Annotated in this window: 23 protein-coding genes; 6 read left to right on the top strand and 17 right to left on the bottom strand. The window is 46.7% G+C overall.

Going from position 1 to position 21,891, the window contains the following annotated elements; genetic code table 11:
* Positions 1-205: 205 nt before the first annotated feature.
* Genes BW952_RS15325 through BW952_RS15340 form a run of 4 tightly spaced genes read right to left on the bottom strand, consistent with a single transcriptional unit; the run spans position 206 to position 2,949 of the window.
* On the bottom strand, positions 206-1,141 hold the full coding sequence (locus BW952_RS15325; protein ID WP_045850643.1) for an RluA family pseudouridine synthase: 936 nt from the start codon (positions 1,139-1,141) through the stop codon (positions 206-208).
* Positions 1,119-1,913, bottom strand: a complete 795-nt coding sequence (locus BW952_RS15330; protein ID WP_045850642.1) for an NAD kinase — start codon at positions 1,911-1,913, stop codon at positions 1,119-1,121. Before BW952_RS15330 ends, BW952_RS15325 begins: the two co-directional genes overlap by 23 nt.
* A 26-nt stretch (positions 1,914-1,939) precedes the next feature.
* A complete protein-coding gene (yjbM, locus tag BW952_RS15335) occupies positions 1,940-2,557 on the bottom strand; it encodes a GTP diphosphokinase (protein ID WP_045850641.1) in 618 nt (205 codons plus the stop codon).
* An 11-nt stretch (positions 2,558-2,568) separates the two neighbouring features.
* On the bottom strand, positions 2,569-2,949 hold the full coding sequence (locus tag BW952_RS15340) for a UPF0738 family protein (protein WP_045850640.1): 381 nt from the start codon (positions 2,947-2,949) through the stop codon (positions 2,569-2,571).
* Positions 2,950-3,082: 133 nt separating this feature from the next.
* Here BW952_RS15340 and BW952_RS15345 point away from each other — a divergent pair, with 133 nt between their 5' ends.
* The 4 genes from BW952_RS15345 to BW952_RS15360 all read left to right on the top strand — a co-directional run bounded on the left by BW952_RS15345 (position 3,083) and on the right by BW952_RS15360 (position 5,598).
* Positions 3,083-3,655 carry a CYTH domain-containing protein gene (locus BW952_RS15345; protein ID WP_045850639.1) on the top strand — a complete coding sequence of 191 codons (573 nt, stop codon included), beginning with the start codon at positions 3,083-3,085 and terminating at the stop codon, positions 3,653-3,655.
* A gap of 1 nt (position 3,656) precedes the next feature.
* A complete protein-coding gene (locus BW952_RS15350) occupies positions 3,657-4,256 on the top strand; it encodes a lytic transglycosylase domain-containing protein (RefSeq protein ID WP_045850638.1) in 600 nt (199 codons plus the stop codon).
* 119 nt (positions 4,257-4,375) lie between these two features.
* A complete protein-coding gene (locus BW952_RS15355; protein WP_045850637.1) occupies positions 4,376-4,774 on the top strand; it encodes a globin domain-containing protein in 399 nt (132 codons plus the stop codon).
* A 5-nt stretch (positions 4,775-4,779) separates the two neighbouring features.
* Positions 4,780-5,598: a ClpXP adapter SpxH family protein gene (locus BW952_RS15360; protein WP_045850686.1), complete on the top strand. Its 819-nt coding sequence runs from the start codon at positions 4,780-4,782 to the stop codon at positions 5,596-5,598.
* A 247-nt stretch (positions 5,599-5,845) separates the two neighbouring features.
* Here the strand turns inward: BW952_RS15360 and pepF are convergent, their stop codons facing one another.
* From pepF to BW952_RS15410, 10 genes are all read right to left on the bottom strand, one after another.
* Positions 5,846-7,660: an oligoendopeptidase F gene (gene pepF / locus BW952_RS15365; protein ID WP_045850636.1), complete on the bottom strand. Its 1,815-nt coding sequence runs from the start codon at positions 7,658-7,660 to the stop codon at positions 5,846-5,848.
* A gap of 64 nt (positions 7,661-7,724) precedes the next feature.
* Positions 7,725-8,846: a competence protein CoiA gene (locus BW952_RS15370; protein ID WP_052698424.1), complete on the bottom strand. Its 1,122-nt coding sequence runs from the start codon at positions 8,844-8,846 to the stop codon at positions 7,725-7,727.
* 101 nt (positions 8,847-8,947) lie between these two features.
* Positions 8,948-9,589: an adaptor protein MecA gene (mecA, locus tag BW952_RS15375; RefSeq protein WP_045850635.1), complete on the bottom strand. Its 642-nt coding sequence runs from the start codon at positions 9,587-9,589 to the stop codon at positions 8,948-8,950.
* A 217-nt stretch (positions 9,590-9,806) separates the two neighbouring features.
* Positions 9,807-10,202, bottom strand: a complete 396-nt coding sequence (gene spxA / locus BW952_RS15380) for a transcriptional regulator SpxA (RefSeq protein ID WP_045850634.1) — start codon at positions 10,200-10,202, stop codon at positions 9,807-9,809.
* 230 nt (positions 10,203-10,432) lie between these two features.
* Complete coding sequence (locus BW952_RS15385; protein WP_045850633.1) at positions 10,433-11,023, bottom strand: GNAT family N-acetyltransferase; 591 nt, start codon at positions 11,021-11,023, stop codon at positions 10,433-10,435.
* A 734-nt stretch (positions 11,024-11,757) separates the two neighbouring features.
* Positions 11,758-12,699 carry an ABC transporter ATP-binding protein gene (locus BW952_RS15390; RefSeq protein WP_045850632.1) on the bottom strand — a complete coding sequence of 314 codons (942 nt, stop codon included), beginning with the start codon at positions 12,697-12,699 and terminating at the stop codon, positions 11,758-11,760.
* Positions 12,696-13,763 (bottom strand): ABC transporter ATP-binding protein, encoded by a 1,068-nt coding sequence (locus BW952_RS15395; RefSeq protein ID WP_045850631.1) that lies wholly within the window; start codon positions 13,761-13,763, stop codon positions 12,696-12,698. Before BW952_RS15395 ends, BW952_RS15390 begins: the two co-directional genes overlap by 4 nt.
* A gap of 20 nt (positions 13,764-13,783) precedes the next feature.
* Positions 13,784-14,791 (bottom strand): oligopeptide ABC transporter permease, encoded by a 1,008-nt coding sequence (gene opp3C, locus BW952_RS15400; protein ID WP_045850630.1) that lies wholly within the window; start codon positions 14,789-14,791, stop codon positions 13,784-13,786.
* A complete protein-coding gene (gene opp3b, locus BW952_RS15405; protein ID WP_045850629.1) occupies positions 14,788-15,720 on the bottom strand; it encodes an oligopeptide ABC transporter permease in 933 nt (310 codons plus the stop codon). Before opp3b ends, opp3C begins: the two co-directional genes overlap by 4 nt.
* Positions 15,721-15,800: 80 nt before the next feature.
* Positions 15,801-17,456: a peptide ABC transporter substrate-binding protein gene (locus tag BW952_RS15410; protein WP_045850628.1), complete on the bottom strand. Its 1,656-nt coding sequence runs from the start codon at positions 17,454-17,456 to the stop codon at positions 15,801-15,803.
* Between the two features lie 350 nt (positions 17,457-17,806).
* Here BW952_RS15410 and BW952_RS15415 point away from each other — a divergent pair, with 350 nt between their 5' ends.
* Both BW952_RS15415 and trpS read left to right on the top strand, forming a co-directional pair.
* A complete protein-coding gene (locus BW952_RS15415) occupies positions 17,807-18,181 on the top strand; it encodes a DUF3899 domain-containing protein (protein WP_045850627.1) in 375 nt (124 codons plus the stop codon).
* 66 nt (positions 18,182-18,247) lie between these two features.
* A complete protein-coding gene (trpS, locus tag BW952_RS15420) occupies positions 18,248-19,240 on the top strand; it encodes a tryptophan--tRNA ligase (protein ID WP_045850684.1) in 993 nt (330 codons plus the stop codon).
* Positions 19,241-19,297: 57 nt separating this feature from the next.
* On the opposite strand, the gene BW952_RS15425 is transcribed toward trpS, so the two are convergent.
* From BW952_RS15425 to fabF, 3 genes are all read right to left on the bottom strand, one after another.
* Positions 19,298-20,038, bottom strand: coding sequence for a DUF3603 family protein (locus BW952_RS15425; RefSeq protein ID WP_045850626.1), 741 nt, complete (start codon positions 20,036-20,038; stop codon positions 19,298-19,300).
* Between the two features lie 56 nt (positions 20,039-20,094).
* Positions 20,095-20,283, bottom strand: a complete 189-nt coding sequence (locus BW952_RS15430) for a YuzI family membrane protein (RefSeq protein ID WP_045850625.1) — start codon at positions 20,281-20,283, stop codon at positions 20,095-20,097.
* A gap of 360 nt (positions 20,284-20,643) precedes the next feature.
* Positions 20,644-21,888 (bottom strand): beta-ketoacyl-ACP synthase II, encoded by a 1,245-nt coding sequence (gene fabF, locus BW952_RS15435; protein WP_045850624.1) that lies wholly within the window; start codon positions 21,886-21,888, stop codon positions 20,644-20,646.
* Between the last annotated feature and the right edge of the window lie 3 nt (positions 21,889-21,891).

Genomic DNA, 21,891 nt, shown 5'->3' on the forward strand with positions numbered 1-21,891 from the left:
ATATTGCTTCTAACGCTGATATATTGGAATTAGCGCTGATATTTTGCTCCTAACGCTGATATATTCATATATCGGCGTTAGCGCTTCGATATCGGCGATGCAGACATTTTATCAGCGCTAGCGCCAACATACCGGCGTTAGCGCACACTTACCAGCGCTTAAACTACGAAAAAACCTGAATGTGGTCCTCTTTTCCAGAGGCTCCTCATTCAGGTTTTTCTGTTTGTTTCATTTTCTCCTCTTTCAGCAGCTGCTGCATATCATCCGGAAGCGGCATCGTAACGCTGACCTGCTGTCCGGTCAGCGGATGCGGGAATTGAAGCGAACCGCAGTGGAGCGACTGGCGTGCAATCTGGGCGCATCCTCCTCCGTATAAATCATCTCCCGCCAGCGGATGACCGATATGAGCGAAGTGAACCCGAATTTGATGCGTTCTCCCCGTTTCAGGCTTGACGGTCACATGAGCGAACGTTTCATGCTGCTGGATCACCTCATACGCAGTCCTCGCAAACTGGCCGTCTGCGCGCACCGTCCGTTCAATGATGCTCGTATCACTTCTGCCAATCGGGGCTTCTATCACACCGGTGGAATCGATCAGAACGCCTTCCGCCAGTGCTTCATACCGCCTGGAAACAAGCTTCTTTTTTTGCATGTCTGACAGAAGATGATGTACGTAGCGGTTTTTAGCGGCCAGGACGATGCCGGATGTATCCCGGTCCAGTCTGGTGACGATATGTGCCGTTGCCTGAAGGCATCGTTCTTCATACAGCCATAGCAAGCCGGATGCGAGCGAGCCTGTCGGATGCTCACGCGACGGGATTGTATTCATCCCCGGCGGCTTGGCGACAGCAATGAAGGCATCGTCTTCATACAGGACAGCTAAAGGAACCGGCTCCGCCTTGATTCCCTCTGAAGGGACCTCCGGCGGAAACACTACCCGGACCTTGTCTCCTTTTAACAGCTGATACCGGACGTTTTCTTCCTGCCCATTCACTTCAATCCGGCCGCCCGTAAATTTAATATCCGTTAATGCCCGTTTGGAAATGGACTGCTCCTGCAAAAACGCCCGGAGCAGCACCGCTTCGTTTACGGTCCATTGCAGTTCAAATGGCTTTTTTTCAGCTGCTGACAAAGGAATCATGCACCCTTTTCCAAAATGGGAATGGCCGGAAGCGGGCAAAGCGGATTTTCTCCGATGCCACCCGGTATTGAATCGATTTCACGTCTTTATGCAAAATCGTTAAATGGTCAATCGTCACTAAAAAGTCCAGGCGGTTGACCGGCTTCAGCATACACGTATGGTGCGCCGGCAAAATAAGCGGTGACCCGACTGTCCGAAACACCCGGTTGTTAATCGACGCCATTTCCGCCAGCTGCAGCGCACGGATGGACGGATGCAGGATCGCTCCGCCAAGCGCTTTGTTGTAAGCGGTACTGCCAGACGGTGTCGAAACGCAAAGCCCGTCCCCTCTGAACCGCTCAAATTGCTCTCCGCGAATTTCCACGTCCATGACAAGCGTGCCGTCCACACTTTTAACTGTTGATTCATTCAGCGCCAAATAACGCGTTTCTTTCCCGCCGTCCTGATAGCGAATAATGGCTTCAAGCAGCGGGTATTCAATAATCTGATACGGCGTCCGGGCGATGGCGATGACGAGCTTCTCGATCTCATCCGGTGTCCAGTCCGCATAAAAGCCAAGGTGTCCTGTATGCACGCCGACAAAAGCCGTTTTATCGAGACGGCCGCTATACCGGTGAAAGGCATATAAAAGCGTTCCGTCTCCGCCAACAGAAATGACAATATCCGGTTCATTTTCATCATATGTCAGCTTAAAGTCCGTTAAATAGTTGCGGATTTTATGCATGAGCGCATTTGATTTTGCATCCCCTTTTGATGTAATCGCAAACTTCAATAACCTCACCCCTGCCCGATTAATGGTTACTCTTTTTTCTTTGTAAAAAACAGCTGCGCTTCCTGAATTTCTTCACGGATCAAGGACATTTCCTCATCCAGCCGGAACGCCGCTTCTGCCGCACGCTGAAGGCGCAGTTGAATTTGTTCCGGAAAGTCACCGTTGTATTTGTAGTTGAGCGAATGCTCGATCGTTGCCCAAAAATTCATCGCCAGCGTCCGGATTTGAATTTCAGCCAGCAGCTTTTTTTCGCCATGAATGGTTTGGACCGGATATTCAATCACAACATGGTAAGACCGGTATCCGCTCGGCTTTTTATGCGAAATGTAGTCTTTTTCTTCAATAATTTTAAAATCGTTTCGTTTTCTTAAAATGGTGACTACATTTTTAATGTCATCCACGAACTGACACATCATGCGCAGTCCCGCGATGTCCTGCATATCCAGCTGAATGCGGTCCATCGGAATTTTTTTCGTTTCCATTTTATCAAGGATGCTCGGCACCGGCTTGACTCTGCCAGTGACAAATTCGATCGGCGACCGGTCATCTTCAATCGCAAACTGCTTGCGGATTCCGCGCAATTTCACTTTCAGTTCTTCTACTGCCTGTTTGTAAGGCGCTAAAAACTCATCCCAATTGTCCATCGCTTCCCCCATCAGCGCTGTTCAGCGAAAAAAACACGTTCGACTTTCTCGACCATTTCTTCGCCGTAGTTGCTGTTTCCTTCGATGTTTACGATCAAGTCGTTCATTTCCTCATGGAATGATTGGAGCATAAACGTACCATCTGTGCCCACAGCCACGATCGGGTGGTTTTCGTCGAGCGCTTTCTTCACATCCACCCATGTGTTCTCGTGAATATAAAGATAAACGTACCCTGGCTCCGCTTCCGCCAGGTATACAAATGCAGCCGCATCGGAGTCCGTAATCACTTGATTGACCGGCTGAAGGTGCGTCACTTCAACCTCCTCCTCTGATAATAAACGAAGCGTATCATCCGCCCATTCTGTTTTCGTAAAATGCCATTTCGTTCTCATTTCGTTCACTTCTCCTTTGCAACATCCGTTCATGAAAACTTCGTAAACATTTTACCACATTTTGCTCTTTCAAACACGGATCGAACAAGATACAATAGAAGAAGATAAATAATGGGAAAAAGAGGCCGATAAATTGAACGAAGAAATTGAAATCGAATTTAAATGCGTCGTCACCAAAACCCAATTTGAGACTCTTGTTGCTGCACTGAAGCCAGGACCTTTTCAGCAGCAGCATAACCACTACTTTGACACACCTGATTTTTTGCTGAAGCAGGCGGGTGCTGCTCTTCGAATTCGTGAAAAAAACAGCAAAATGGAAATGACGTTAAAAGAACCAGCCGACACCGGATTGCTGGAGTCAACAGTCCCGCTTTCCAAACAGGAAACGGAGGACGCACTCAAAGGTCTTTTGCCGGACAATGATGTGATCGAGCGGGCAGCTGAACGTTCCGGCGCTGCGAACTTTGTTCATTTCGGCACACTCTCGACTACCCGTGCGGAAATGAGCTATGAAGGCGGTCTGCTTGTTTTTGACTATAGCACCTACCTTGGCCGTGAGGATTATGAGATGGAGTATGAAGCAAAGGACGCTTCAGGTGAAGCCGTCTTCCATGCGCTTTTAACGCAGTATGACATTGACTATATACCGGCTCAAAATAAAATTCGCCGCTTTTATGAAGCATTACACCAAGATGGAGGAAACTAACGTGGATACAACGTTCTTCAACACGATGATCAACACAACTGCTGCCAAAGCCGCCACTGGAACCCCCTCATCCCCTTTGTCTTCCGGGATGGGCACCAACGCCGTGTTTGGTTCGATTTTACAGCAGGCGCTGGCGCAGGGTCTGCAAATCGTCCAGTCCGATGCCGCACCCGCTAAGCCGGCTCTTTATACAAAAGCAGGCGCGGATCTTGTGAACGCCCCTGTGACTGATTTTGATGATATTATTACCCGCGCAGCTGAGCAGTTCAATGTTCCTAAAAAGCTGATTCAGTCGGTGATCAAGCAGGAGTCCAACTTCAACCCGAATGCGGTCAGCCACGCCGGAGCAACCGGCTTGATGCAGCTGATGCCTGGCACAGCGAGCTATCTCGGCGTCCATAACTCTACCGATCCCGAGCAAAACGTGTTCGGCGGCACTAAATATTTACGGCAAATGCTTGATATGTTTGGCGGTGACATTTCGCTGGCACTTGCGGCATATAATGCAGGACCCGGAAATGTAAAGAAATACGACGGCATCCCGCCATTCAATGAAACACAAAACTATGTGAAAAAAGTAACCGGCTACTACAATGCGTAGAGCCGGCTTTTTTCTTCACCCTGAAAAGAGATTTCGTGAGCCTTCAATCCTATCATTTGTTTTATGACAGAAGCCTTGTTAAAATAAATATACATTACGAGGAAAAAGGAGTCACGTTTATGGCCGAGCAATCCAATGTTCCATTCGACATCATTGGCGAGAAACAGCTTTCAGAACTGGTTGACGTTTTTTACAGCCGCGTTTCGCAGCATCCGGATCTTGCGCCGATTTTTCCCGATGATTTAACTGAAACGGCCCGAAAGCAAAAGCAGTTTTTAACTCAATTTTTAGGTGGTCCTTCCCTATATACAAATGAACACGGGCACCCGATGCTCCGGGCACGACATATGCCTTTTCCGATCACGCCAGCGCGCGCAGCTGCCTGGCTTGCGTGTATGGAATCCGCAATGGAAGATGTGCAGCTAACCGGCGAATTGCGTGCTTTCTTTTTTGAGCGACTTAAACAAACGGCCTATCATATGGTGAACCGGCCGGATGATGAGGGTGATGTTCTGTGAATTCAATGCAACTCTCTGAACGGATTTGTTCCGCGCGGCAAAAGCCGCTTGAATTGTATGTATTTGTTGATCCGCTTTGTTCAGAATGCTGGTCACTCGATCCGATTGTCCGGAAGCTGCAGATTGAATACGGACATTATTTTAAATTAAAGCAAGTGCTGACTGGTAAGCTTACCTCTTTAAATGCTGTACGGCGGCCGCTTGCGGTAGAGAGAAACGGTCTGGTCTGCGAGGAATCGGTTTGGGTTGATGATTCTGCATCATCTCCCTTTCTTGCCTCTATTGCGATCAAAGCAGCCGAATTGCAGGGGAAACGAGCGGGAAGCAAATTTTTGCGGAAATTTCAGGAGCAGCTTTTTCTGGACAAGGAAAATGTGGCGGATGCTGCTATATTAAATCGCTGCGCCGAAGAAGCGGGTCTCGACACGAGTGAATTTTTAAATGATCTGTATTCAGCGGGCGCGACAAAAGCCTTTCAATGTGATTTAGCGATCACCTGTGAAATGGATGTAGAGCAAACGCCGACCATTGTCTTTTTTAATGAACGAATTGAAGAGGAAGGCATTAAAATATCCGGATTGTATTCCTATGATATTTACGTGCAGATTCTGCAGGAAATGCTCGAGGAAATACCAGAGCCGCTCGAGCCGCCTTCTCTTGGAGAATTCATGCAGTACTTCCGCATCGCTGCCACAAACGAAATAAGCGGTGTTTACGACTGGACAGACGCGCAAACAGAATGCGAAATGAAAAAGCTTCTGCTGCAGCGAAAGGTCCGCAAGATCAATACAAAGCACGGCACCTTTTGGGAATATATGCAATAAAAAAACGCCAGTATCGATACTGGCGTTTTTTTATAGAGAAAACAGAAAAAGCCCCGCCGAGGCGGAGCTTTTTCTTACGAACAAAGGGGATGGGAGAAATTTTTCACGGTCAAACAAAGGGGTATATGTTTGTTTGTGATCAACTTCACGACCTCATCGTACCATGCATGGCACGTTTTTTGCAAGAGATGCCTATCCCGTTCACAACATTGTCAAAAAAATGGATTTGATAGCGTTAACTGACAAATTAACCCAATAAATTTTCCATTTCTTCAAGCGATTCTTCGAACACACGGCACGCCGCTTCGATGGCATCCGCTTCTGTCATATCTACACCCGCGCGCTTCAGCACCTCAATCGGATCAGCCGAGCTGCCGGCTTTTAAAAACTCATGAATGTAGCGGTTCGCTGCCGGCTCGCCGTCCTCCAAAATTTGCGACGACAACGCAATCGCAGCACTTAAGCCGGTTGCGTATTGATACACATAGTAGTTGTAGTAAAAATGCGGGATACGCGCCCACTCCAACGCAATTTCTTCATCAATGACCATCTCATCGCCGAAATACTTTTTGTTCAGCTCATAATAAGCGGCACTTAGTCCATCCGCTGTTAACGCTTCCCCATTTTGCGCTTTTTCATGTACAAGATGTTCGAACTCTGCAAACATCGTCTGACGGAAAACCGTTCCACGGAATGTTTCCAGAAAATGATTCAGTAAGTATATGCGTTTTTTTTCGTCGTCCGTTGTTTTCAGCAGGTAATCGTTTAAAATCGATTCATTGCATGTCGAGGCTACTTCAGCCACGAAAATAGAGTAGTCTCCGTAAATATAAGGCTGATTTTCACGCGTGTAGTAGCTGTGAATGCTGTGGCCAAATTCGTGAGCCAGCGTAAACAAGTTGTTGACGTTATCCTGCCAGTTCATTAATACATACGGATTGGTCCCGTATGCACCCGATGAATACGCTCCGCTCCGCTTTCCTTTGTTTTCAACGACATCCACCCAGCGGCTTTCCAGTCCTTTTGTTAAAATGTCGTTGTACTCGTTTCCAAGCGGCTGCAGCCCTTTTTGAAGCAGGTCTTTTGCTTCCTCATACGTAACATCGAACTTGCCTTCTGCCACGAGCGGCGTATACAAATCATACATATGCAGCTCATCAAGCCCGAGCACCTTTTTGCGCAAGGCAACGTACCGGTGCAGAAGCGGAAGGTTTTTGTTGATGGTTCCAACAAGATTGTCATACACCGCTTCCGGAATATGATTGCGGGAAAGCGCCGCTTCACGGGCACTGTTATAATGGCGGACCTTTGCCGAGAAATTGTCTTTTTTAATTTGACCGGACAATGTCGACGCAAATGTGTTTTTAAACGATCCGTATGTGGCATAAACCGCTTTAAACGCTTCTTCTCTTACACGGCGGTCAGAGGATTCCAGAAAACGCACATAGTTGCCGTGCGTAATCTGCACATTTTCCCCGTTTTCATCTTTAATGACCGGGAACTCCAAATCGGCATTATTCAGCATGCCAAATGTTGTACTGGATGAACCGAGCACGTCTGATGCCTGCGCCAGTAAATTTTCTTCTGCGGCTGACAAAATATGCGGCCGCTGTTTATTTAAATCGTCCAGCACTTTTTTGTATAGTTGAAGCGGCTCAAAAGAAGCAACAAAGCCGTTGACCTTTTCTTCCTCGATCGATAAAATTTCCGGATCCGCAAAGGAAAGCGCACCAGCAATTTGCGTATACAGCATTTTAGCCCGGTCGTTCATGCCCTGGTAGTGCGCATTTTGTGTATCTTCATCGTACCGCATGTGCGCGTACGTATACAATCTGCCCATCCGCTCAAGCAGCACGTCCTGCCAGGAGAAAAAGGCATGCATCTGCTCTGCACTATTGCCAAGTGTTCCGTTGTAAGAAGCAGCTTCTCCAGCCAGTTCCTGAATCGATTGAAATTCCGTTTCCCACTCTTCATCCGTCGAAAAAATATCTTCTAGCCGCCATTTCAGCTCTTCCGGTACCTCAGAACGAGCCGGCAGCTGCTTTACTCCACTATCAGCCATAAAAAAACCTCCCTTTATGTATAACCATTCTCCTTCCTCATTATATATTCCTTTCGAGTGCACCTCAAAACATTAGCCTGCTGGTCAGCTTTTCTCCAAATACTTTTACAAACTGCTCTTCCTTCTGCAGCTTGTGAAACATCGTCGAGCTGTCAGCGGTCGCGTTCGAAATGCCTAATTCATTGATCAGCGCCATGTATTCAGCGGCAGCTGCTTCAGGTGTGACGTCTGGCGCAAGCGGCAACGGCTGTTCCTTTAAATGCCCTGCTTTAATGCGAGAGCGGATAATGTCTTCCACTGGCCGCTTATGCTGCTCTGCTAAAAGGTAAAACTGCCATTCAATCGGATGGCTCCTGATGGACATGCCACTCGGCACAGGCAATCCAACAAATTCCGGCAATAAATACGGATTGCGCCTGGAGGCATATACAGCTTTGAAAAACGGGTGGCTTCGTCCCTGCTGAAAATAAAGCGATTGATCGATCCACCTTCTTTTTTCGTCAAAAAACGCCTGCAAAGGAAATGGGGCTGCCGCTTTAAACGGGATTGAAGGCGGAAAGGTCATGTCCTCCACTTTTGCAAAGCGGCACGATGCGGTACAAAGTGAGGGCGTAAGAGGCATAATGTGTTCAAAAATCGTAAACATCTTTCGGTCCGGACAATAAGAAATGAAATAAAACCCCAGTTGAGCGTTATAGCGTAAAAACAAACGCTGAAAGGGCGACAGCTTGATGTACGTCCCTTTTCGCTCAACCGCCTTGCCTCCATATATCCAAAAAGGCGTTAAGTTTTTGGCCGTATACTTATCCGTCCGCTCTTTAAAAAGAGAGGCTGGAATGGAGGAACATTGATATTCTACGGCGATGCGGCCGGTTAAAATATCAGGGCGCTGCGATTGATCCGGCAGACGCGCTTCCATTTGCGCTTCAGCGGTTTTCGTAATCCATTGAAATAAATCGCTTTTCCCGGCGAGGTGACGAGGGGATTCAGGTTCTGAGAACGAGTCACAAGAAGTGGAGGAAACGTGGGCAAAATGCGGAATATTGATTTCTCCCGCTTTTACGATAACCGGGCTTTCGCATTGAGGGCAAAAATGTGGAATTTCTTTTAAGCGGGTGGCCAGTGCTTTTGCTTGGGGTCCAGCCAGCACAACGGCTTCGCCATGTGCGTCTACTGCTGACAGCATACCAATATCACTCCCTTTCTTAGTGTATCATTCGACAGCACGAAGAAAGTTCCTCCATTTGAACAAAAAAAGATCCTCTCGATTGCTCAAGAGGAAAAGAATTATGAAAAATATTGGCGAACCGTTTCAAACACATTGTCCGGCATGACGGTTGTGCCGTATTCCTGAAGCGTATGAATCGTCATTTTTGATTCATGCGTATATTCAAGCAGCATGCTGAGTGCATCATCAATATCTTCTTCCTGAAAGCGCTCTTCGTCAAACTCAACAAATAAGTAATAACGATTTTCGTGCGCGTATAATGACGTTGTCAAGTGATCGAGACCGCCGCGATTGGCCAGCGCGATAACGTCTTCAAAATCGCGGAAGGCAAGAACGAAATCAAGCGGTGTGTGATCTTCTTCCGAACGGTCAAAATGTTCTTCAAGCAAATCTTCAATCTGTCCGTTGACATCCATTTTATCACTCGTAAATGGCAGCTCCAATCGCTGTCCATCTTTCGTTAAATTCGCTTGTGTTACTAAAATTTCAAGCCCTTTATCAAGCGCATGCACTTGAATCCAAAGCGGGCCATCCACTGTGAAATCTTCTTCGTCATGGACTTCTTCCATCATATCCCAGAACAGTTCTTCGCTGCGTTCCCGGTTGTACCAGATTTCTTCGCGGTCAAAGCCCCGTTCTTCTATATCAATATATGATATGAAAAACTTCACCGTATTGTCATTAATGCGTTCAATTTCCATTGTGCGGTCTCTCCCTTCCATTTAGAGGGTTCACAGGGCTGCGGAAAAACATGATCCCCATCCCTTTGTTCTATTGTATGATAAACATGGTGTAAATGAAAACAGAAAGACTTCTGTGTTTGCACATTCTAACTGAAATCCCCGCATTCTTCAAGCCGGAGGAGCTTAAAAAAAGCAAAAAAATTCCCGCTGTAACAGCAGGAACTTTTTTTGTCCATTAGTTGACCATACGCTGCGCTTCAAGAAGCTGGAACGTACGAACTTTTCGTGGCAAGAAGCGGCGGATCTCATCTTCATTATATCCAACTTGCAGGCGCTTCTCATCCATGATGATCGGACGGCGAAGCAAACCAGGGTTTTGACGAATCAATTCAAACAAATCTTGAAGCGGAAGTGTTTCAAGATCAACATTCAATTTTTGGAAAATTTTCGAACGAGTTGAAATGATTTCATCCGTTCCATCCTCCGTCATACGCAAAATCTCTTTGATTTCATCAATGCTTAATGGCTCAGAGAAAATATTGCGTTCCACGTAAGGAATTTCGTGCTCTTCTAACCACGCTTTTGCTTTCCGGCATGATGTGCAGCTTGGTGACGTGTATAGTGTAACCATTCCTCATTCACACTCCTTAATTAAAATGTATAATACCTGTCAATTTGAGGAATTGAACGTTCATGGAGATTTCAAGTGTAAGTGAAACTCCTCAACAACCGGCTACATATGTATTATACCATGAAATGACAGCCCATTGAATATCATTTTCATTTGTATTCTGAAATATTTTCTTTACAAATACATTGTACCCGGGGAATGTGTCAACTAAACGTCAAAGCTGCTTTTTTTTACACTTTTTCAAGCGGATCAAACGGTTTTAGTATGTTGTCGCTTCGATTTTCTTCAAATGACAGCGTCTCATCGATCGGCGCAAAGGCAGCCCCGTAAATTTCTTTATCTTTATATTTGTGAATGTCCCGGTACGTCTGCACCATCGCATGAAAAATCGTTTCTTCATCTGCGTCATTGGGACTCCAATATAAAATCTCCATGACAGTTTCCTGGCCGGTTGCAAGCGAACGGCGCCGGTAGCCGATTTTGGTTGCATGCTTGAAATTTTCACGCGCATAAAACCGGAGCCGCTTTTCGGTATCCGTATCATCATACTGAACCGGTTCAACTTCAAGAATGACCGGTTTGTTTTTCGACTTTAACTTATCAATTAACTTTCTGCCAAGACCTTGCCCGCGGGCATCTTTAGACACAAACAGATAGTCGACAAAAACAAACCCGTCAAACTCCACGTAAATAAGTACGTGATTTGGCCCTTCATCTTTATGGTATACGTCGCCGCGCTCCGCCAGCAAAACGTCCATCTGTTCCTTTGATTTCATTTCCTCAATCGGAAAATATTGATTTAATTTTTCATACCAATTCATCGCATTGCTCCCTCATTTCTGATTTTTTCCTTCATTATATTATAAACATATTTCACCACTTTAAACAAATCCACATAAGAAAAACGACCCGCTTTAACGAGTCGTTTCGTAGTGTTGAAAATCAAACGTGTCAAGGGAATACAGGTGTTTCCTTAGCAAAATAAAGACTATCATCTTTCTAGAAAAGAACATTCAGGGGCTACGGGCTACCGGTTCCGCTTTCCTACTGGGCGAACGCTGAACCAGCCCAAAAACTATGGCTGTTTCACCCTGTCCGCTCGTCCAGTGGGAGTCTTCACCGGCAACCCTCCGCCCGTAGTGGTTCTGAAGGTACAGAGAGTATAAAAGACAACTGTTCCTTCAAGAGCTTTTTTCAATTTGAAGACGCCTATTAATCAAGAACGACCTCTTCCTTTTCTACATCTTGAAAACAGAGAGGGCTTTTCTTTGTCTTTTTTGATAAAAGCGATTCCTTTTTTGATATTACAATCTGCTTTTCCTCCCCACTAAGGGCGGCTGACGCAGGACGGACACTCCTTGGGGATCAGCGGGTCAGGTGAGATCCACTTTTGACGCGGCAGCGGCAAAAGTTAGCTCACCGCCCGCCCCCAGGAACGCGCAGTCCTGCAGAAGCCACCCAGACTGTGTTGGCGCAAGCACATTGGTGTTGAAAAAGCGAAGGTCACCGGCTGTTCATTGATAAAACCTTTTTTCAACAGAGGAAATGACCCGCGTTAAAGGGTCGTTTCGTCGGTTTTCTTATATTCAGCAAACTCTTTTTCAGAGCAGTAGACGAAATGGCCAGGTGCCACTTCACGCATTTGAACATGATCATCTACTGTATACTGATGCACGTCCGGCGAATACACTTTGCGCGTGCGGCTCCGTTCATAGTCCGGGTCCGGCAGCGGAATGGCTGACAGCAGCGATTTAGTGTACGGATGAAGCGGGTTTTTGTACAGTACATCGCTTGGAGCTAGCTCCACCAGCTTGCCGAAATACATCACGCCAATCCGGTCTGAAATGTATTTCACCATGGATAAGTCATGCGCGATAAACAAATAGGTAAGGCCTTTTTCCTTTTGCAGCTTTTTCATCAGATTGACGACCTGAGCTTGAATTGACACGTCAAGCGCAGAGATCGGCTCATCTGCAATAATAAAATCGGGTTCTACTGCGAGTGCCCGGGCGATGCCGAGACGCTGGCGCTGTCCGCCTGAAAATTCATGCGGGTACCGGTTCGCGTGCTCCCGGTTTAACCCGACTGTTTGCAGCAGCTCGTACACTTTGTTCATCCGGTCTTCCTTTGATTTCGCCAGACCGTGAATATCAATGCCTTCTGCAATAATATCAGCGACCTTTAAGCGCGGATTCAAGGAGGCATACGGATCCTGAAAAATCATCTGCATTTTCCGGTTAAATTGCATCAGTTCTTTTCTTGATTTTTTCCCGTGAACGTCTTCCCCGTTAAACAAGACCTGTCCATCTGTTGCATCATACAAGCGAATCATCGTCCGGCCTGTTGTTGACTTGCCGCAGCCGGATTCCCCGACAAGGCCGAGTGTTTCTCCTTTGTAAATATCAAAGGAAATATCGTCGACCGCTTTCACCATATTCGGCTTTCCTTCATTAAAATACTGCTTTAATCCTTTTATTTCGAGCAGCTTCTCCATTATATTCCCTCCCCGGCCAAAACGGGCTTGGCGTAATTGCCAGGCATCTCGCGGCGCAGTTCTTTTACCATCAGAGGAGGCTCAACAGCCGGTGCCTGCTCATGCAGCAGCCACGACTTCACATAATGTGTATCTGATACCTGGTAAAGGGGCGGCTCCTGTTCAAAATCAATTGCCAGCGCATACTCACTGCGGAGCGCAAAGGCATCACCCTTTGGCGGATTAATCAAATCGGGCGGTGTGCCCGGAATCGCGCGAAGTTCCGTTTCGTTATCGGTATCAAGGCTTGGCATAGAGGATAACAGCCCCCATGTGTACGGATGTCTCGGGTCATAAAAAATTTCATCCACCGTGCCCGTTTCCACAATCTGCCCGCCGTACATGACCGCCACACGGTCTGCCACGTTTGCGACAACACCAAGATCATGCGTAATGAAAATAATCGCTGTATCGATCTTTTTTTGCAATTCCTTCATTAATTCTAAAATCTGCGCTTGAATCGTCACGTCAAGAGCGGTTGTTGGTTCATCCGCGATCAACACTTTCGGGTTGCAGGCAAGCGCGATCGCTATGACGATCCGCTGGCGCTGGCCGCCGGAAAACTGGTGCGGGAACTGCTTCATGCGCATCTCCGGGTTTTGCAGGCCGACGAGCACCAGCAGTTCAGCTGCCCGCTTATGTGCTTCCTGCTTGCTGAGCTTTTGATGCTTAATGAGCGGCTCCATAATTTGTTTGCCAATTTTCATCGTCGGATTCAGGGATGTCATCGGATCTTGAAAAATCATTGACATTTCTTTCCCGCGAATTTTCTCCATTTCTTTTTCCGGCAAACGGGCTAGATCACGTCCATCAAACAAAATCTGCCCCTGCTTAATTCGGCCTGGCGGATTTGGAATTAACCGCATAAGCGCTTTTGTTGTCACGGATTTGCCTGAGCCGGATTCACCGACAATGGCCAGTGTCTCTCCTTTTTCCAAATGGAAGTCTACACCTCTTACCGCACGCACTTCCCCGGCGTGCAAATCAAAGGATACGTGTAAATCTTTTACATCCAATACTTTTTCCATTACATTGTCCTCCTTTCTTGTTACTTTTTCATTTGTGGATCTAACGCGTCACGAAGTCCGTCCGCCAGCAGGTTAAAGCTTAAAATCAGCAAGCTGATAATAACAGATGGAATGAGCAGCATATGCGGATACAGCTGCATCGATTTAAACCCGTCGTTAACGAGTGAACCGAGTGAGGCTTCCGGCGGCGCGATGCCAAGACCGATAAAGCTCAGGAACGCTTCGGTGAAAATCGCACTCGGAATCGTAAACATGGTGGTCACGATAATCGGCCCCATCACGTTTGGCATTAAATGCTTCCAAATCAGCCGGCTGCCAGAGGCGCCAAGCGTTCTAGATGCCAGAACAAACTCTTGATTTTTCAGCTTGAGAAACTGGCCGCGGACAATCCGGGCCATACTCACCCAGCCGGTGATCACCATGGCCATCGTAATCGAGAAAATGCCCGGTTCAAACACGAGAATAAACAAGATCACAACGATCAAGTGGGGAATCCCCATCAGGATCTCAATAATCCGCTGCATGACGTTATCAACGCGGCCGCCGTAAAATCCGGAAATGCCGCCGTAGGCAATGCCGATGATAAAATCAATCGCAGCAGCGAGGACACCGATATAAATGGAAATACGCGTACCGTACCAGGCGCGTGTCCATAAATCACGGCCGAGGTCATCGGTCCCGAACCAGTAATATTGTTCGACCCCTTTTGATTCGTACAAATCGAAACCGTCTTTGTCCCGGCCGTCAAATGGCAGCCAGTGAATATCTTCAAGGGCGGCAATTTTTGGCGGAAGCTTCGCATGAGCAATGTTTTGCTCCTTGTACGTGTAGTCACTCATAGACGGTCCGAAAATCGCCATAAACATAATGATCACGATCAGGATCAGTCCCGCAATGGCGCCTTTATTGCTTCTAAGGCGAATCCAGGCATCATGCCAGAAATTCAAGCTCGGACGGCCCATTTGCTCGGCTTCATGTGTACGCGATCCTTGTCTGTCAAATAATTTTGGATCAAGCTTTTGGCTCATTTCCGGTCACCTCCACTTACACGAATACGCGGATCAATAATGCCGTATAAAATATCAACAATAAACACAACAGCAATAAACAAAACGCTGTAAAACAACGTAATCCCCATAATAACGGTATAGTCATTTGTATTAATCGAACGGACAAACTGTTCTCCGATACCCGGTATCGCGAAAATCCGTTCAATCACGAGCGAACCGGTCATGATATTAACCGCAAGCGGACCAAGCAAGGTAATAATGGGAATAAGCGCATTCCGCAGCGCATGCTTTACCATAATAACCGGTGCACTCACGCCTTTTGCCCGCGCCAGCATAATATAGTCTGAATTCAGCACTTCAAGAAGCTCAGAGCGCATGTATCTGGCAACGGTCGCAATAACAAAAACAGATAAAGACAGCGTTGGCAAAATGGTGTATTCAAACCCTTCCCACGAAGCAACCGGGAACCATTGCCACTCAACACCGAAGTAATATTGAAGCAGGCCTGCAAAAACAAAGGACGGAATGGAAATACCAAGTACCGCTATTGTTGTCGCCGTGTAATCCCAGATGGTGTTGTGCTTTAACGCTGCAATCACCCCTAGAAGTATGCCAACAATCGTTCCGAAGACAATCGCTTGAAAGCCAAGCTCTGCTGACGGACCAATTCGTTCCGCAATCATTTGGGCAACCGGCCGGTTATCGTATTGAAAGGACAGGCCGAGATCTCCTTGCACCAGATTTGTCATATAGTTTACATATTGAATGGGAAGAGGATCATTGAGTCCGTATTTGTCCAAAATGAGTTCCTGCTGTTCCGGAGATAATCGTTCTTGATTCGTAAGTGGCGAGCCAGGGAGGAGTTTCATTAAGAAGAAGGTAATGGTTGCGATAATGAACAATGTCAGCACCATATAAAATAATCTTTTTAATGTGTATTTCACCATGACTAGTCCCTCCTTTGCGTCATTTTTTTAACAGGGAAAAAGGAGAGCAGGCCGGCTGGCCGTACCCTCCTTTTCTTTATTTAGCGTGTGACAGACGTCCATTTAAGCGAGTAATCCGCTCCAAATTTATGATATAGAACGCCTTCCACTGCCGGTTTTGTCAAATAGGCACGTGCACGCTGATAAACAGGAGCAAATGCTGCATCTTCAAGCATCAGCTTTTCCGCTTCCACAAGTGCATCCCAACGAGCCTGCTCATCTGTTAGAAGAGTAGTTTTCGCATCTTGAACGAGTTTGTCCACTTGCGGGTTTGAATAACCGGATTGGTTATGCGCACCGTCTGTCACAAACATGTCAATGAACGTCATCGGATCCGGATAATCCGGGCCCCAGCCTGCAAGAGACGCTTCGTAGTTCATAGACGATTCAAGGTCAAGCTTTTGCTTAAACGGCTGAAGCTTAATGTTAACCGTTAAGCCTTCAAGGTTTGTTTCAAGCTGTTCTTTTAAATATTCAGTTATTTTCTTCGAAACGTCGTCATCGTAGCTTAACAGCTCAAGCTCCACTGCATCCTGGCCAAGTGCTTCTTTCGCTTTTGCCCAGTGCTCAGCAGCTGCTGCCTGATCGGTTTCAAGGTAAGAGCCCGCTGTTTCACGGAAGTCTTTCCCGTCTGGACCTTGAACGAATTCAGCTGGAACGAGGTAATCCGCCGGTACCGAACCGTTGTTTAACAATGAATCGGTAATGCCTGTTTTATCAAAGCCCATGGCAATCGCTTTACGCGCATCTGCATTTTTCAGCACGTCATTAGACGACTGGTTTAAGCGAAGGAAGAAAACAGATGCCTCTTTAATTGTTTGGAAGCCTTCTTCTTCTTTATACTTGTCCACAAACTCCGCAGATAATTTCACGCGGTCTAATTCGCCGCTTTCATACAGGTTTACATCTGTTTGTGTGTCTTTAACGATTTTCGTATTAACCGTTTCGAGCTGAACGTTTTCAGCATCCCAATATTCAGGGTTTTTCTGCAAAACGAATTGATCTTCATGCTTCCACTCTGTCATTGTGAACGGACCGTTGTATAAAACCGTGTCCGCTTCAAGACCGAACTGGTCAGCCTGCTCTGTTACGTAAGCTTCGTTTTGCGGATAGAATGTCGCAAATGTGAGAAGCTCTTTGAAATAAGGAACCGGGTTTTCTAATTGAATCTCCAGTGTTTTCTCATCGATCGCTTTTACGCCTAGCTCTTCAGGTGTCATTTCCCCAGCGTTCACAGCCGCTGCGTTTTTCAAATCATACATAATGTACGCATACTCCGCTGCTGTATCCGGGTTTAATGCTTTGCGCCATGCAAACACGAAATCGTTTGCTGTGACAGGCTCACCGTTTGACCAGTTCGCATCACGCAGCTTAATCGTCCACGTTTTGCCATCTTCACTGATTTGCGGCTCTCCGTCTGCCATACCTTCTACCGCTTTATCATCTTCTCCAAGACGATAAAGCCCTTCCATTACGCTGTTCAGCGTATTAAACGATACGGCATCTGTTGCGAGTGCAGAGTCCATAGACGGAATATCCTGCGTTTCCGTCAGGTTAAGGACATTATTTTCTCCTCCACCATTGTCTGAAGTCTGACCACTATCATTAGAATCAGATGAACCACCGCCGCACGCTGCGAGAATGGTGCTGACCATAAGCATCAAAACAAGGAAAATCGACAACTTTTTCTTTTGCATTGATTCCTGCCTCCCTTTATTTTATTTTCGACCTTCTTAATAATTCAGAAGATTTGTTAACATTATATAATGCCTTTTCACTTTATTGCAATAACTTATTTACGGTTACTTTACATTTACTACATAGTTTTAATACTATGTAATAAAGAAATAAACCTTTATAATAAGCCTTTTTTCATTTTCCTTTTCTGCTTATTATTTGAAATAGTATAGTAATATAAGACTACTATACTTTATAAAAATAATATTCTTTGTATAATATCAACAGGAGATCACGTTATTTTTGTTGAAACATGCATACAGTATTCGTTATGCTTTTTTTACCCCTTTATGGAAGATGGTGTCGTTAAATGAAGAAAAAAATCGGGTTACTTTTTTTTATTCTGTTCATTAGTTCTATCGGATTTAGCTTTTTCCAGACACATTTCGTTCGCGCACTGATTGATTCTTTATTTATGATCGGCTTGTTGCTTTTCATTATCGGTGTTTCCCTGTTTGTACAGGAAAAAGGAGTTTTTAACGGGGTGGTTCATGGATTTAAGCGGCTCCGCAAGTCTTCTCATGAAGGCGCCTATACGGCTCAGTTTGATGACCTAGACCAAACGGGAGAAATTCACGAGGATTATGCTGCACGCAAGCCAGAACACTGGACAAAGCCGCTGCTTCTGACAGGGGCGACAGCCGTCTTACTCACGCTTCTGTTCTCGTATATCCTGTCATCTTGAATATTCATTTTGTTTTCTTTATAATTAAACAAACACATAAAAAGATGAAACGAAGTGATTGAATCAATGATGAAAACGATTTTTTCCGGTATTCAGCCGAGCGGCACGATCACGTTAGGCAACTATATCGGGGCTCTGAGACAATTTGTCGAGCTTCAGGAAGACTACAATTGCTTTTTCTGCATCGTGGATGAGCATGCCATTACCGTTCAGCAGGATCGGCTTGAGCTGCGCAAAAACATTCGCAGCCTGGCAGCGCTTTACGTCGCTGTTGGTCTGGACCCTGAAAAAGCCACGCTTTTTATTCAATCTGAGGTGCCTGCCCACGCACAGGCTGGCTGGATGCTGCAATGTGTAGCGTACATCGGCGAACTGGAGCGGATGACGCAGTTTAAAGACAAGTCATCGGGCAAAGAAGCGGTCTCAGCCGGACTGCTCACCTATCCTCCGTTAATGGCTGCTGATATTTTGCTGTATGGAACGGACATTGTGCCGGTTGGCGAAGACCAAAAGCAGCATCTTGAGCTGACACGCGATCTGGCTGAACGGTTTAATAAAAAGTACAATGACATCTTGACCATTCCGGAGGTGCGCATTCCAAAAGAAGGCGCCCGTGTCATGTCACTGCAGGAGCCGACGAAGAAAATGAGCAAGTCGGACCCGAACCAAAAAGCGTTTATCACGCTTTTAGACGATCCAAAGCAGATTGAGAAAAAAATTAAAAGTGCTGTTACCGACTCTGACGGCATCGTCAAGTTTGATAAAGAAAATAAGCCTGGCGTTTCAAACCTGCTGTCTATTTATTCCGCACTGGAGGGTACGCCGATCCCGGAACTCGAAGCGCAATTTGAAGGCAAAGGGTACGGGGACTTTAAGCAGGCTGTAGCGGATGTTGTCGTAAAACACCTTGCACCGATCCAGAAACGGTATGACGAGCTGATTGAATCCGAAGAGCTAGACCGTATTTTGGATGAAGGCGCAGAAAAAGCGCGCTTCGCCTCTGGAAAAACGTTAAAGAAAATGGAAAACGCGATGGGCCTCGGCCGCAAACGCAAATAAAACCGATACAGGCTGCGGGGGCACCTCCCTGCTTTGCCTGTATCGGTTTTTTTCTTGTTATGTGGCAATGCTCATTTCCCGTTCATACATCTTTTCAAAAAATGGACGTCCTTTAATCATTTGCGCACACAATTGTTCATGCGCCTTGCTCCACCCGACCACAACCGTCTGGCTGAACATCGCAGCGGCCGTGTCCCAGTCCATTGAACGGATCATTTCATATTGAGATGGCTGCCACTCGGTGAGCCAGTATTTCAACGCTGGCTCATGATCCGATTCGATTAATTGGTCAACAGCCAAAAGCAGCAGCTGCTTTAACTGACGCTCTTTTCGTGTCAGCCCTGCCATCCAGGATGGGGCAGGCTCCGCCAGACTGTACGATTTTGGCGCCATTTCCGGAAAATAAACGGTTTCAGCCGGATGACAGTCGGCCATCTCCCGGACAACCAGCTCATGCTGCGGCATGATCCGGCTTTTTTTCACCGGCACCCGGTACCCTTTCGTATCGATTGCCATCGTCCGGTCTCCATCCGAAGCAACGAAGCAGTACTCCATCATCTCCCTCTTGCTTCCTTTTCGAATAAACGCCTTGCTCTCCACTTTTTTCAATAATTCTTCCGGCAGCTCACAAAGGGTTTGCTCGAATACATCCATCGCGTTTTTACGCAAAAGCAGTACAGGTACTTGATCAAGCAGCATCATCCCGTCATCTTTTCGCCATTCGTGGTACGGGCACACGTTGCAGCCATTTTCTTCTCCTTCAAACCAGTTCACCCACACATCATGAAGGTACAGCATCAAATTCCTCCTTGATTACCGTTTTATGGGTTCATTATCGACACGTTTTTGTTACTTTATTCAATAAAACCGAAAAACATGAACACCCAGCCGATGAAAAATAAATAACATTCAGGCCGGCGCATCGTAAAATGAATATAATCCGTCCACGTCATGCCCGCTGCCAGCAGGTTAAAATACATAATAAAGCTGATCCCGCCTGCAACCGCAAGACCGAAGCCCGTTAAAAACAATATCAGCCGCATCCCCTCACGCCCCCGTTGCTTGTCCGTAATGTATATGCCAGGATGCGCTGAAAAAGAGCATGTTCATCAAAACAAAAGAGGAAGCCCAAACCCATTAAAAAAAGGATTTCTGTAACTTTATCGCCGGTATATGCTCGTTAACGCCGATATAAAGGATGGATCGCCGATATAGTGAAGATATCAGCGATCCACAGAGGAATATCAGCGGTATCTTCAATTTACCGGCGATCGACAGGTAGATATCAGCGGTATTCTTACTTTACCAGCCCTCACTTCCTTCATCGCCAAAAAAAGCCGAACGAATGCAAAATTTTGCATTCGTTCGGCTTTACTTCTATTCACTATTTTTTGTCCCAAAAATTATTCATTTTCATATTGCTTAAGCACGATTGTGGCGTTGTGGCCGCCAAAGCCAAGGGAGTTGCTCATTGCAGCACGCACTTCTGCTTTGCGCGCTTTATTCGGCACGTAATCAAGATCGCATTCCGGATCAGGGTTTTCGAGGTTGATCGTCGGCGGAATCACGTCATTTTCAATCGCAAGCGCAGTGAAGATTGCTTCCACTCCGCCAGCTGCGCCAAGCAAATGACCCGTCATTGATTTGGTTGAACTGATCGCAAGCTTTTCTGCGTGGTCGCCAAAAACCGTTTTAATCGCTGCGGTTTCAAACTTGTCATTGTACGGCGTGCTTGTACCGTGCGCATTAATGTAGTCGATGTCCGACGGCGCAAGGCCCGCATCATCAATCGCCATTTTCATCGCACGGGCACCGCCTTCGCCATCTGGCGCCGGCGCTGTAATGTGATGGGCATCGCCTGTTGAGCCGTAGCCGACAATTTCCGCATAAATATGAGCGCCGCGTGCTTTTGCATGCTCCAGTTCCTCAAGTACGACAATACCGGCTCCCTCTCCGATCACAAAGCCATCACGGCCAGAATCAAATGGACGGCTTGCTGTTGCCGGGTCCGGATTGTTCGACAGAGCTGTATTCGCACAAAAGCCCGCGACAGACATTTGCGTAATCGGTGCTTCCGTACCACCGGAAATCATCGCATCTGCATCGCCGCGCTGAATGACTTTAAACGCATCACCGATCGAGTTAGTGCCTGTTGCACAGGCCGTGACGGTACACGAGTTCACACCTTTTGCGCCAAGGTAGATTGATACCTGGCCTGCCGCCATATCCGGAATCATCATCGGCACGAAAAACGGGCTGACACGGCGGTAGCCGCGCTCTAAAAATGTTTTGTACTGGCTTTCAAATGTTTCCATTCCGCCAATGCCTGAACCAACCCAGACACCGATTCGCGGTGCATTTTCATCTGTAATCTCAAGCTTTGCATCCGCTACGGCCATTTTTGCCGCGGCAACCGCAAACTGAGTGAAGCGGTCCATCTTGCGCGCTTCTTTTTTCTCAACAAACTGCTCAGGATCGAAATCGCGAATTTCAGCTGCCACTTTAGCCGGATAATCATCCGGGTTCAGGCGTGTCATCGGCTTCACACCGCTTTTTCCTGCTGTTATGCTGTTCCATGCTTCTTCTACTGTATTTCCAACCGGCGAAACAATGCCAAGTCCGGTAATCACTACTCTTCGCTTTTCCACGTT

Origin of the sequence: Domibacillus enclensis, from assembly GCF_900156125.1 — a bacterium.
Taxonomy (GTDB): Bacteria; Bacillota; Bacilli; order Bacillales; family Domibacillaceae; genus Domibacillus; species Domibacillus enclensis.